Source organism: Pseudobacteriovorax antillogorgiicola (genome assembly GCF_900177345.1).
Classification (GTDB): Bacteria; Bdellovibrionota_B; Oligoflexia; order Oligoflexales; family Oligoflexaceae; genus Pseudobacteriovorax; species Pseudobacteriovorax antillogorgiicola.
Genome location: NZ_FWZT01000001.1, coordinates 351,766 through 364,677 on the forward strand (window position 1 = coordinate 351,766; position 12,912 = coordinate 364,677).

Sequence of the window (12,912 nt, forward strand, 5' to 3'; positions counted from 1 at the left end):
TTGACACACAGGATTCCCAGCGATGATCGAACTAGAGGCAACTTACAATCCCAAGCAATACGAAGATAAGTGGTACAAGACCTGGCAGGACAAGGGGCTGTTCTCTGCTAAAGTGGATTCAGACAAAAAGCCATTCACCATCTTAATGCCTCCGCCAAATGTGACGTCGCAGCTCCACATGGGCCACGGCCTAGGATACACCATTCAAGACCTTCTCACTCGCTGGAACCGCATGAAAGGCCTCAACGCTTGCTGGTTACCAGGTACTGATCATGCTGGCATAGCCACCCAGATGATGGTCGAGAAGGACCTCGAAAAAGAGGGAAAGACCAAGAACGACTTGGGGCGGGAACGTTTTGTTGAGCGGCTACACGCCTGGAAAGAAAAGTATGGCGGAATTATCCTCGACCAGTTCAAGAGTATGGGCTTCTCCTGTGACTGGAGCCGCCTAGCCTACACCATGGACCCACAGTTATCAGAAGCAGTGAGACATGTGTTTGTCGAGCTTTATCAAGAAGGTTTGATCTATCGTGGTGAGCGCCTCGTCAACTGGGATACCGTTTTGAAAACGGCGATCTCCGATGATGAGGTGGAAAGCAAAGAAGTCAATGGCCACCTATGGTATTTTCGCTATCCTATCGAAGGCACTAAAGAGTTTATACCCATCGCCACCACTCGCCCTGAAACGATGCTGGGTGATACTGCTGTCGCTGTAAATCCAGATGATGAGCGCTTTAAGCACCTCATTGGCAAGCAGGTTCGGCTACCGTTTACCAATCGCTTGATTCCCGTTGTTGGTGATGACTATGTGAAGAGTGAGTTCGGTACTGGTGCGGTCAAGATCACACCTGCTCACGACCCCAATGACTTTGAAATTGGCAAGCGCCACAATTTGCCATTTATTTCGGTCATGAATGACGATGGAACTATGGCAGATAACTGCCCAGATTCATTTGTGGGTGTAGACCGCTTCGTAGCTCGTAAACAGGTCATAAAAGGCCTGAAAGATCTCGATTTATTCGATGAAGAAAAACCTTACAAACATGCAGTGCCTCATTCGGAAAGAAGCAAAACTGTTATCGAACCAAAGCTATCGCTACAGTGGTATGTTCGGATGCAGGAACTGGCAAAACCAGCAGCAGATGTCGCCCGGAGCGGAGAGCTTCGCTTTTACCCGGACTCCTTGAAAAAAACCTACTTGCACTGGCTAGACAATATTCAAGACTGGTGCATCTCACGCCAGCTTTGGTGGGGTCACCGGATTCCCATTTGGTATTGTAATGACTGTGAAGGTGTATCGACCGGCATCGAAGATCCAACAAACTGCGATCACTGCGAGTCGAAGAACATTCGTCAGGATGAAGACGTCCTCGATACATGGTTCAGTAGCTGGCTCTGGCCCCTAAGCCCCTTTGGTTGGCCAAGCGACGATGAGCAAAACGAAGATTTAGAGTATTTCAATCCGACTGATGTGCTCGTCACAGCACCTGAAATTATCTTTCTCTGGGTCGCTAGAATGGTGATGGTCAATCTCAAATTCAAACAGAGACTGCCATTTAAGTCGATCTATTTCAATGCAACCGTATGCGACAAAAAGGGTCGTAAGTTTAGTAAGACCTTAGGCAATGGGATCGATCCTCTAGAGGTCATCGAGAAGCACGGTGCTGACGCAGTGCGGTACACAGCCATCAGCCTGGCACCTCTTGGGGGCAGGGTGCGGATGGATGTCTCAGATTTCGAAAATGGCGCCAGATTCATCAATAAAATCTGGAATGCTGCACGGTTTCTACTACAAAATGTTGATGAGTCGCGGCCCATCAAGCCCCTAAATGAACTGGAGCTCACCCTACCCGACACCTGGTTGATTTCTGCCCTAAAAGATACCGCTAATGAGGTCAACCGTTGCTTAGAGAGCTATCGGGTAAACGATGCCGTCGAGCACGTATATCACTACATTTGGGGCTCTTTCTGTGACTGGGGCCTTGAATGCGCCAAGGAAGCAATGACTGGTGACGATCAAGACGCCAAAGACCGAGTAATTTCGGTTCTTGTTTATGCCTTGGATGGCTGTTTGCGATTAGCTCATCCGGTAATGCCTTTTGTTACAGAAGAGCTTTGGCAAAAGCTTCCACAGCACCCCGATTGGGATCGCCCTGAAAGTATCGTCGTGGCGAATTTCCCTAGTTTCGAAGCTGAGAAGAATCCGACTGACGCTGACAACTGGGCCAAGGTGCAGGACATCATTACAAAGGTTCGTTCAGCACGACAACAGTCTGAAATATCTCCGAAGGAAACTCTTGAGCTATATATCAGCACCCAAGACCCTGACTTGAAGGACGTTATCGAGCGGGGCAGCCCTTGGATCTGCCGCCTAGCAAACGTCTCGAAAGTCGTAACCGAAGCAAACTTGAAGAAACCCCAGCAATCCCTGACACAGGCTGGCCCCGGCTATGAGCTGTTCGTTCCCGTAGAAGGTCTCTTAGATGTCAGCAAGGAAATCGCTAGGCTTGAAACAGAAGCCAAGCGCCTCACGAAAGTTCTTACTGGTCTTGAGAAAAAGCTAGGCAATGAGAACTTTGTAAAACGTGCGCCAGAGGATGTGATCCAGCAGACCACATCCCAAAAGGACAATCTTGCTGCTCAGCTGGATGTAATCGAGAAGAACCTAGAAGCCTTAAAGTAGGCTTTAACGGTCTTGTATATGAGCTATAATTCGATCGAAGGCCTCCCAAAGGAGGTCTTTTTTTATGGTTAGAGCTGGCGTCATAGATAGACTCTCTCCATGCTCCCCACTCGCCAAGGCAATCACGCCTTTAGCTCTCAGTTCGTTCATCAATGCAGCGCCCTCGCCCGCTTTCTCGAACTCAATACCTAACATCAAGCCAGTCCCGCGAACCGCTTTAACTGCTTCTTGGTTAGCTAACTGACTTGAAAGATAGTCAACCGCTTCTTTACCAAGACTCTTAGAGCGCTCCCAAAGGCGATCTTCACTCATACGGCGCAATACCGACACTCCCATCCTGCAAGAAAGAGGGTGGCCAAAAAATGTTCCTGTATGGATGGCTTCTCCACTGCTTTGTGGCCAGCGCTGAAATGCTTCCTCAGTACCGATACAGGCTGACAAAGGAAAACCGCCCCCGAGAGCCTTGCCAAGGCATATCAGGTCGGCATGGACTTCAAACGAACTGGTTAAGGTCCCAATCCGCCCCATACCTGTGAACACCTCATCAAATACCAGAAGACCATCCTCTTGATCGCAAACGTCCCTTAACATAGGCAGCCAACTAGGATCGCTAGGTCGAATACCGGCACGACCTTGGATGGGCTCGACAAAAATCCCAGCGAGGCCATGTGGCATACCTGCGATTGCTTTCTCGATCTCATGACGCTCACAATGATACGGTAGCTCGACCACTCGGCCTTGGGGCAACCAAGATCCGAACGGATCTTTGAAGTCTCGGCGCGAAGTCAAAGGCAAGACCCCTAGGTCCAGCCCATGGTAGCTACCCTGAAAGCATATGAAGTCGCCTTGGGGCTTGTATAAAAGGCATGTTTTTAACGCTATTTCAACAGCTTGCGATCCTGTTAGAGAAAGAGCTGCCCGCTTTAAGTGAACAGGCATCAAAGCCAGAAGCTCTTGAATAAACATTATCTTAGCTTCAGACGGATACACATCGCCCATACCATGCACCATTGGTGCTCGTGGGGACTCAAGCTGGGCGCGAAAGAGCTCTTGGATCTCTGGTGAGTTGTGCCCTAAGGCCATCACGCCAAAACCTGCGCACAGATCGATGTAAGCCTGACCTTCGACATCCCAAATCTGCGAGCCTTCAGCGGAGGAGAACACTAACGGCGGCTTTGCTTTTGTGTATGTACTATCAGGACATTCAGTTTGGTCTAGCTTAGCCAGCCATGATTCGTTTTTCATCAAACCCCCTTCTTTTTAGGGCTCCAGATATATTTATGCTGCTGCAAATTAAGACGTACGTTGATATCAGCATCGAGAATCCAATCCACCAACTCTGCTGGCGCTAGGAGCCCAAAAGCAACAGACATCAGACAATGAAATCGAGATGTGAGATCATGTCTCGAAATGACATGACAGGCCCAATCAAAGTCATCCCGATTGGCAATGACAAACTTGATCTCGTCGCTCGGTTTGAGGTGGTTTAAATTCTCCCAGAGGTTACGATCCGCCATACCACTGCCAGGACATTTTAAGTCCATGATAAGTGTCACTTCTGGAGGAACCCCCTCTACGGGCTCACTGCCACCAGTTTCGCATATAACCTGAAAGCCGGCCTCAATCAGCGCCTTCATCAAACCCACTGTGTTTTTCTGAGCAAGAGGTTCCCCGCCAGTAATCTCCACCAAAGGCACCCCTAAGGCTTTGATGTCATCAACAAGCTCGCCAATGCTTCGCTCTTGGCCGCCCTCGAAACCATAAACCGTGTCACACCACCGGCAACGAAGAGGGCAGCCTGTAAGTCTCACGAACGTGCACGGCAAGCCTGCGTACGAAGACTCTCCTTGAACGCTTCTATAGATCTCAGTTATGACTAAGGATTGACTTTCGACGGTATGATTCATCCTACGTATCCGAATGAGTGTGTTTATGGAAAAAAATGACCGTGATTACTCCACTAGCTATCGATTCTCCCCTTGGAAAATGGGGTTCGATATTATAGCGCAACTCAGAACTAGACTGGTCTATCTTAGCCTGGTCGGAATGGCAATACCTTTAACGGTGTTCGAGGTCTATCTCGCTGTAATAGCGGAAAAAAAGTCTGAGGTTTTCTATAACTTGAACCAAGCAGGAGTCAATCGAACTTTCACCGATCATTTGATTCCACTGAGCGAGTATGCTAGCCATTACGGCATATCTTGGTTCGGCATCACCTGTTTTTTGCTACTCGTGTTTTTCACTTTCGTCAAGCTCTGCTCCGACCACTTTCTTGGGAACAAAGTAAAAGATACCATCTTATGGCAGCATTCATTGAAGACCTTAGTGCCCCGAGGAATTCTGGCGACGTTGATACTATGCGTTCTCACGGTGATGCTCACCGTGCTGACGATGACGGTATTCAGCATCTTTGGGCAATTGCTATTTCTGACTGCCATGGCACTCTGCTGCGCAATCCCCTACCTACTGGTCGTGGAAGGGCAAGGCCCTTGGAAAGCTATCGTAAATTCACTAACCCTTCGCTATGCGCCACCGATTCCCGGCATCAAATGGAGTATCTTCTTCCAGCTAAGTAGCGCTTTATTGTTCCTAGTAGCATTGATGATATTCTTTGCGATGCTAAAGCACTATATTGTAAATTTGGACTTAGCCCTCGGTATTCCTCGATCCATTTGGGCTATGAGCAGCCCTTGGCCACCGCTTAGTTGGACCTACATACTTGCTCATTTTGTTTACTCATTTTTGGTGGGCCTATTGTTGGCAGCATTCGCCGTTATCACCACCACTTTCTTTATGATAATCAGGCAGACGCGATCCATGGAGGACCTTCTTGATGCTCAAGATTTATGAATACAAAAATTGTAGCACTTGTAAAAAAGCAATTAAGTTTCTTGATAGTAGCGACCTTGAATACAAAGCGATCCCAATCGTGGATCAGCCACCTAGCAAAGCGGAAATAAAGAAGATGCTTAGCTATCTGGATGGCGATATTAAAAAGCTCTTCAACACCTCAGGCCAAGTCTATCGCGAGATGGGGCTCAAAGAGCAGTTACCAAATATGTCCTCTACTGAAGCTATAGAGTTACTCTCTGAGCATGGCAAGCTTATCAAGCGCCCCTTTCTGATCGGGAAGGACTTTGGGACTGTTGGATTTAAAGAAGATCGCTGGAGTGACCTTCTATTATAAAGACTTTGCTTGAGAGATTAGTTCTTTCAGCGGTTTATATCGAAGTTCGTGGGCACCATCAAACGGTGAGAAAAAGACTGGAAAGTTTCTTTTCTTAAGATCCTCATGATACCGCTGCGCTCTTGCGTACATTTGGTCTCGCTTACCAATATGAATCATAAGAGAGCCACACTCTTTAGCCTGGTCTGGCACCGAACTGCTGTGTCCACGAGCTCCCGCTACAATAACAACCTGCTCTTTGTTGAAAGCACACGATACGAACAACCTATTAACCAAGTAGCCACCATTTGAGAAGCCCATAGCAATCTTGAGGGTTGCTTGACCGAGGCAATTCTGGCTTTGAGCTTTCACCCGCTGGAATACTTGCCTAGCACGGTTTATGGTATAGTGGGCCCAACACACTTTGCCTGGCCTACATTCTAGAGTTCCACGAGGGACAAATATTCGGAGATTTTCTTTAAGAGCCACTTTTTCTAAGTGCCGACGATTCTCTCGCTCCATGGCGTCTGGACTGGGATTGTCGATACCATGGAAATAGATCATCCCTGTCTTGGCGCTTTTAGATCCATAGCAAGCTTCCTGGCCATATCCTTCGAACCCCCAAAGGCCTGCTAGTAAGAGACAAATTCTCATGACGACTCCACACGGCGACAATCATATCGGTCTCTTTAAATATTAGCACGCTTGAGAAGGTGAGGAATATGACTCTCCAAAGGACTTGTCAGCTCTGCACCTAGATGACTTTTGACATAAGATTCCAATTCACCCTCTAGAATTCGATGACATACTTCAGCGCTAAAGCGACTGTCTAATTCCTGTAATCCTACCAGAAAATCCCGATGATGGCGGCCTTTCCGGTAGTCTGGCTCTTTACTAGGATGCTGCAGATAACGATTGATCGTTTCAATATTTAGGTCCACCAAAATGGATGCTTGATACAAAAGGTACTGCCGGCTACGGAATAAAGATGTACCAACGAACTTGCGATCTTCATAGACAATATCACTGAAGCCTCGTTGCAAGAATTCATAGCCCTTGAAGTGCTCAATAAAGCAGTCAATCAAAGACTGATTTAAGAGCTTGAAATAGAGATCGTTATTATACGGACTCTCAACCCAGCAACCTACTGAGGCTACTACACAACCAGGATGAAGAAGTACCGTTCCACCGCCACCATAACGTTTCAGAACTGGAATATTATCTTCTGCACATCGATCTTCATGAACCTCTAGCTCAGCTTTGTTGCTACGGCCGAGAACAACTGATTGCCCACTTGGAATAAAAGTTTCAATATGCAGCGGCTTATCACAATGCCGAATAACTTGGTCGTCTATCCACACGAATCAAAAACCCATATATTTCGATATAATTATCGCTATGTTAAATAAAATGAAGATCCCAAAAATATCCACGAGGGATGCAATCACAGGCGATGATGAGACAGCAGGATCAAGTTTCATGCCTTTAAGAATAAAAGGCAGCATCGAGCCAGCTACAGCACCAAATGTGACCACAGCTACAAGGGAAAACCCGATTGCAATTCCTGCTCCCAGACCGTGATCCCCAATCCAAACCACTCGCCAGTAACCTAGAGCGCCTAGAACGATGCCCAGGCCAAGCCCCATAACAATTTCCCGTCTCAAGACTTTGGCCCAATCGCTCAAATTGATATCCTTGACAGCAAGTCCCCTGATAATTAGGGATGCAGCTTGGGAGCCTGAGTTACCGCCACTTGAAATGATGAGTGGTAAAAAGATAATGATAAACTTAAGAGCAAACGAATCCTCATAGGCTTGTAGGACATTGGCTGTGAACATCATCATGAGAAAGATAGTTGCCAACCAACCGCCTCTCTTTTTAAACAAAGTAGTCATCGGAGTGTGAAGGTAACTATCTTCGAGTGAGGCCTGGCCACCAAAGGCTTGAATATCTTCTGTCGCCTCTTCTTCGGCAACGTCGAAGATATCATCTGCTTCGACGATACCAACCAATACCCCATCATTATCAACTACTGGAATGTAGGGCCGATCGTATTTTCTAAAATAATCAACAGCCACCCCTTCGTCCTCATAGACTGAAATTGAATAGGGGGTCGGGTCAACAAGTTCGGAAACTTTCTTTGATCCAGGATCAGCTACAACGAGAGACGCAAGGTTTAAATGACCTTGAAGACGCCCCTTCTCATCGATTACAAAAATATGATTGAGTAGGCTTTCTCTAATTTTTTCTGCATTCCATCGAATGTCTGCCAATGCTTCGCGAACTGTCATCTTTGCAGCGATAGCAAGGAACTCAGGACTCATCAAACGCCCGATGGAATCTTCGGGGTAGCTTAATAATTGCCATGCCATATTCCGTTCTTCGGGGTCGAGCATTGCAATCTTCTTAACCCGCACATCTTCGGGCAGTTCTTCGAGAAGCTGAGTTCGATCGACAGGCTCCATCTCGTTGAGGACATTGACTGCAACGATCTGGGGAAGCTTTTCTAGCATCTCTCTCTGCCGCTCGAACGGTAGATATGAGAACACTTCTGATCGGCGATCCTTTGGAATCATACGAAAGAACGCGATAGTATAGGATAGATCAAGATCTTGAAGAATCTCTGAGATATCTGCAATTTCCATCGACTTGAATGCAGACCGAATTTCCTCAAAATTCTTTGAATCCATATACTGGGTAAGGCTTTCAGCCGTTAGCTCTTCGTGCACACTACCTCCGAAGTTCCGTCGTTTCACACAAACTATCGAGGGCTTTGAAATTATCTTCAAATTGCCCCTCAGCATCTTTCAAGGCACTCAGAAACTTACCTAGCGACGGCCGCCCGACACAGTCATAAGACTGATAGAAGCGCTGTGTATCGGGAGTATAAAGAGATGCTCCCAGGATGGACGCATTGTTCCATGCCTTGCGCCGCACATAGTCATACCTGTTCGTTTCAAATTGGGGAAGCTCTCTTGTTCGATAACGATCGATTATTACCCATTTCTGATCGATCTTTTCTTGCCTAGAAAGGCCTTCTCTTTGATACATCTCTTCAAGCTCTTGTCGTAATTGGCCCAACCATTCCTTAAACTTAGCCTTATCACGACGTCTGGCAAAGTATGTTTCCGAAGAGGTCGCTTCACCGGTCGTTTCAAGATAGGCTACCATCAGAACCTCTGCTCCAAACTCAGCTAGATTCTCATTGAAACGTACTGATCCGGCGGACCAAAAGGTCCGATGGACTAACTCATGGAAAAAAAGGTGGGCGATGTCTAGATCCGAACGACGAATCATTGAAGTATAAATAGGATCCTCAAACCATCCCAGGCTTGAAAATGCTCCTACATTGCCTTTAGCGACATCGTAGCTTGCGGATAGGCGTTGAAACTCCTGATCCCGCTCAACACTGTCAAAAAAGCCCAGATATGGCACCGACCCTACGATCGGAAACCACCACTTTTTGAATTTAAGCCGATCCTGCTCGGCAGCTTGGACGAGATAGGAAACACTGCCAGACTTACTGTGGATATAGTATTCGTAGGCTCCCTCCGTGTTGAGCCCTTGACTATCGGCGAATTGAATCACCTCTGTGACATAGCTAAGCTTCTCTTTTACCTTGGGCCGAGTATTGTCATCACCTAAGACCGCTGAAACTTTTTGTCTTGAATTGAAAAGGTTATTGAAATGATAAGCCTGACGAAGAGAGTAACAAGAGAAATTGGCGCTCGCGAGTATGACAAGTAAGAGAAACGGCGGCATAAAAGAAAATCCTGGAAATTCACAATGGCCCCAGGAGATTCAGTTCCTGGGGCCATCTGTCAAACTGTTTGAATTCCGATTCTACAGGATTCATCACCGATTTCGAAGCCTTCAATGAACTGATGCTTCACATCTGCCTCTCCTACCAAGTCTAGACTGTCTGCCTGAGTCTCTGTAGAAATATAGTCAGTATTTTCCCGTACTGCATCCTGAAGCATCTGTGAGCCAGCGAATTGGATCGCAATTCGATCGGTAACTTGGAAGCCGCTATCTTTACGAAGATTTTGAATCCGGTTCACAACCTCACGGGCGAGCCCCTCACGAATCAACTCATCGGTAAGCTGAGTATCGAGAAGAACCGTGACCCCACGATGGGTCGCAATTAAGCGATCGTCCTTTGGCCCTCGATCAATCAAAAAGTCTTCAAGGTTCAAGGTTTCACCAAGAACACTCACCTGACCCTTATCTTCCACCTCACCAAGTAGGGCAGCAACTGCATCGGGGTCCTGACTTACCGACTCTAAATGCTTTTTGAACTCGTTGAGTCTCTTTCCTAACTTGCGACCTAAAGTTCTCAGGTTTGGCTTCACGGAAAGTCGCACATACTTTGCTTCTTCAGTAGCGAAGGTCAATTCCTTGAGATTGAGTTCCCCTTTAATAAGATCAGCTGCTTCTTCGACCTTACGGATGTCTTCATCAGATCGAGCGATGATCATCATTCCAGGAAGAACCTGCCTCGTTTTGATCTGGTGTTTCGCTCTAAGGCTACGGCCAAGTTCAGCAACGTTCCGCACCAGCTCCATTTTTCGCTCAAGCCCTTGATCAACAAGCTGCTCTTGAAATTCAGGCATGTCACACAAGTGTACAGACTCGGCCACACCATCGAGCCCTTCTGTTAGGACACGATATAACTTATCTGCTGTGAACGGCGCAAACGGTGCGAATACTTTGGCGAAGTTTGCTAAAACATAGAATAGAGTTTCATAAGCTTCTCGGGTCTCTTGACTCATCGTCTTTTGACCGCCCCAAAACTTACGACGACTCTGCCTGATATACCAATTAGTTAGATCTTCGATGAACTCCAGAACATTTGGTACGACGTTGTAAAGGCGATAGAGCTCCATCTCTTTATGCACCGCACCAACCAAAGTCTGAAGTTTTGAAATCAACCAGCGATCCAGCTCACCACTTACCTTTGGTGCTTGGTTCACCAAATCTGCTGAAGGCTGCCAACCATCAGCATCCGCATAGGTTGTCATAAAACTCAACGAGTTCCACAGTGGCAGAATTACCGCTCGGGTGGTTTCCTTAACGCCATCGTTGGTAAACTTCAGATCTTCTCCGCGAAGAATCGCGGAATTAAGCATATACAAGCGCACACTGTCGGCACCGAACTCATCGATGAGCTCTAGCGGTGGCGTATAGTTCCGCCAACGCTTCGACATTTTGCGGCCATCAGAAGCTAAAACCAAACCATTAACAACAACATTTTTGAAAGCTGGCCTTTCAAATAGTGCAGCACTCAACACAGCAAGCGTATAGAACCAGCCTCGTGTTTGATCGAGGCCTTCAGCAATAAAATCAGCTGGAAAGTTGTCTTCAAATCGATCTTTGTTCTCGAAGGGATAGTGTAACTGAGCATAAGGCATGGACCCAGACTCAAACCAGCAATCGAATACTTCGTTGATTCGCTTCATCGTTCCACCACAATCGGGGCAGCTATAGGTCAGATCATCGATGAAGTGTTTATGCAGGTCCTCAACCTTTGTTCCAGTTTTCTCTTCCAAAGATTTGATGTCGCCTAAGCACTCAATATGGGACTCATCTTTATCACAAACCCAGATTGGCAAAGGTGTTCCCCAAAAACGATTGCGACTAATAGCCCAATCACGGGCGTTCTCCAGCCACTTACCCATGCGGCCAGCTTTTAAATGTCCGGGCACCCAGTTGATAGTCTTGTTGTTCTCGACAAGCTGATCCTTGATTTGCTCCACTGCCACATACCATGAGGGAATCGCTCTGTAGATCAAAGGACCATTGGTTCGTTCGCACATGGGGTAGCTGTGGACAATAGTATCTTGCTTGAAGAGCTTGCCTTGATCTTTCAAGTCCTTGATAATTTGCTTATCCGCATCCTTAACAAATAAACTCTTGTATTCGGGTATCTCATCCTTGAAACAACCCTCGTCATCGAGAGGGTCGATCAATTCGATGCCAGCTTGGCGACAGGCAGCAAAGTCATCCTCACCATATGCTGGTGCCAGATGAACAATCCCGGTACCATCTTCTGTCGTGACATAATCAGCCCCCAAGACTTTGAAGCTATTGCTGTGATCCTTGAAGTACGGGAAAAGTGGCTCGTAAGATTTTCCGATCAGATCCTGACCTTTGAGTTCTTCTAGGACTTCATATTTTGGCTCTTTATCTTTCTTCGACTTCTTAAAGACCTTATCCAAAAGCGCTTTGGCAAGATAAACCTGCTCATCGGTTTCACGCACACGAACTTTCACGTATTCAATCTCTGGCCCGACAGCCAGAGCCAAGTTCGAAATTAAAGTCCAGGGCGTTGTGGTCCATGCAAGAAAGCAGACATCCTCATCAGAAAGCTTAAACTTAACGGTAATCGCTGGATCTTGGACGTCTTGGTAGTTCTGATTCGCCTCGAAATTTGAAAGAACCGCTGTGATACGTGGCGAGTAAGGCACAACCTTATGGCTTTGATAAACCATGCCCTTGTCATATAGGGATTTGAAGACCCACCAGACCGACTCCATGAAAGATGGGTCCATCGTCCGATATTGTCTATCCCAATCAACCCATCGACCCAAGCGGGTGATGGTTTTCTGCCACTCTCCGGCATAATGAAGTACGGACTCACGGCACTTCTCATTGAACTTATCGACACCCATGTCAATAATATCTTGACGCCCCTTGAGCCCTTCGTTCTTTTCAACTTCGAATTCTACAGGCACGCCATGAGTATCCCAGCCGAAGCGACGGTCAACATCGTAGCCCCGCATATTCCAATAACGAGGTACCGTGTCTTTAATCGTGTTGGCCAGGAGGTGTCCGTAATGAGGCAAACCGTTCGCAAAGGGCGGCCCATCATAGAAGTTAAACTCCTTGGCCCCTTTGCGGTTATCATTGGATTTTTTAAAAATGTCGTTTTGATTCCAGAAGTTTAGGATCGTTTGCTCAAGTTCTGGAAGGTTGACACTGGACTTTACGGGCTTCATCACACTCTCTTTGGTTTAAATTCTGGCTGTGTCGCTAGTTAATAGCTCTATAGAATTAGAAACTT

At 46.9% G+C, this 12,912-nt stretch carries 10 protein-coding genes; 3 read left to right on the top strand and 7 right to left on the bottom strand.

Annotated features, from left to right (window positions below; translation table 11 throughout):
- The first annotated feature begins 22 nt into the window (after window positions 1-22).
- Complete coding sequence (locus B9N89_RS01805; RefSeq protein ID WP_132314519.1) at window positions 23-2,683, top strand: valine--tRNA ligase; 2,661 nt, start codon at window positions 23-25, stop codon at window positions 2,681-2,683.
- Window positions 2,684-2,686: 3 nt separating this feature from the next.
- Here B9N89_RS01805 and B9N89_RS01810 read toward each other — a convergent pair whose 3' ends face one another.
- Together B9N89_RS01810 and B9N89_RS01815 are read right to left on the bottom strand one after the other, a co-directional pair.
- Window positions 2,687-3,928 (bottom strand): aspartate aminotransferase family protein, encoded by a 1,242-nt coding sequence (locus B9N89_RS01810; RefSeq protein WP_132314518.1) that lies wholly within the window; start codon window positions 3,926-3,928, stop codon window positions 2,687-2,689.
- Window positions 3,928-4,590, bottom strand: coding sequence for a radical SAM protein (locus B9N89_RS01815; protein WP_132314517.1), 663 nt, complete (start codon window positions 4,588-4,590; stop codon window positions 3,928-3,930). The genes B9N89_RS01810 and B9N89_RS01815 overlap by 1 nt, the downstream gene beginning before the upstream one ends.
- 25 nt (window positions 4,591-4,615) lie before the next feature.
- On the opposite strand from B9N89_RS01815, the gene B9N89_RS01820 reads away from it, so the two are divergent.
- Together B9N89_RS01820 and B9N89_RS01825 are read left to right on the top strand one after the other, a co-directional pair.
- Complete coding sequence (locus B9N89_RS01820; protein WP_132314516.1) at window positions 4,616-5,533, top strand: hypothetical protein; 918 nt, start codon at window positions 4,616-4,618, stop codon at window positions 5,531-5,533.
- Complete coding sequence (locus B9N89_RS01825; protein ID WP_234996059.1) at window positions 5,517-5,870, top strand: arsenate reductase family protein; 354 nt, start codon at window positions 5,517-5,519, stop codon at window positions 5,868-5,870. Before B9N89_RS01820 ends, B9N89_RS01825 begins: the two co-directional genes overlap by 17 nt.
- Here B9N89_RS01825 and B9N89_RS01830 read toward each other — a convergent pair.
- The 5 genes from B9N89_RS01830 to ileS are packed head-to-tail and all read right to left on the bottom strand — an operon-like array spanning window position 5,865 to window position 12,847.
- On the bottom strand, window positions 5,865-6,503 hold the full coding sequence (locus B9N89_RS01830; RefSeq protein ID WP_132314514.1) for an alpha/beta hydrolase: 639 nt from the start codon (window positions 6,501-6,503) through the stop codon (window positions 5,865-5,867). The two genes, B9N89_RS01825 and B9N89_RS01830, sit on opposite strands and share 6 nt — an antisense overlap.
- 35 nt (window positions 6,504-6,538) lie before the next feature.
- Window positions 6,539-7,210, bottom strand: a complete 672-nt coding sequence (locus tag B9N89_RS01835) for a lipoyl protein ligase domain-containing protein (RefSeq protein ID WP_132314513.1) — start codon at window positions 7,208-7,210, stop codon at window positions 6,539-6,541.
- A 3-nt stretch (window positions 7,211-7,213) separates the two neighbouring features.
- Complete coding sequence (gene mgtE, locus B9N89_RS01840; RefSeq protein ID WP_159455072.1) at window positions 7,214-8,578, bottom strand: magnesium transporter; 1,365 nt, start codon at window positions 8,576-8,578, stop codon at window positions 7,214-7,216.
- A 1-nt stretch (window position 8,579) separates the two neighbouring features.
- Window positions 8,580-9,611: an aminopeptidase gene (locus B9N89_RS01845; RefSeq protein ID WP_132314511.1), complete on the bottom strand. Its 1,032-nt coding sequence runs from the start codon at window positions 9,609-9,611 to the stop codon at window positions 8,580-8,582.
- Window positions 9,612-9,670: 59 nt separating this feature from the next.
- Window positions 9,671-12,847, bottom strand: coding sequence for an isoleucine--tRNA ligase (ileS, locus tag B9N89_RS01850; protein WP_132314510.1), 3,177 nt, complete (start codon window positions 12,845-12,847; stop codon window positions 9,671-9,673).
- Window positions 12,848-12,912 lie beyond the last annotated feature (65 nt).

Coding starts and splice junctions, on each gene's coding strand:
- B9N89_RS01805 (WP_132314519.1), top strand. CDS start 23: ATGATCGAACTAGAGGCAACTTACAATCCCAAGCAATACGAAGATAAG.
- B9N89_RS01810 (WP_132314518.1), bottom strand. CDS start 3,928: ATGAAAAACGAATCATGGCTGGCTAAGCTAGACCAAACTGAATGTCCT.
- B9N89_RS01815 (WP_132314517.1), bottom strand. CDS start 4,590: ATGAATCATACCGTCGAAAGTCAATCCTTAGTCATAACTGAGATCTAT.
- B9N89_RS01820 (WP_132314516.1), top strand. CDS start 4,616: ATGGAAAAAAATGACCGTGATTACTCCACTAGCTATCGATTCTCCCCT.
- B9N89_RS01825 (WP_234996059.1), top strand. CDS start 5,517: ATGCTCAAGATTTATGAATACAAAAATTGTAGCACTTGTAAAAAAGCA.
- B9N89_RS01830 (WP_132314514.1), bottom strand. CDS start 6,503: ATGAGAATTTGTCTCTTACTAGCAGGCCTTTGGGGGTTCGAAGGATAT.
- B9N89_RS01845 (WP_132314511.1), bottom strand. CDS start 9,611: ATGCCGCCGTTTCTCTTACTTGTCATACTCGCGAGCGCCAATTTCTCT.
- ileS (WP_132314510.1), bottom strand. CDS start 12,847: ATGAAGCCCGTAAAGTCCAGTGTCAACCTTCCAGAACTTGAGCAAACG.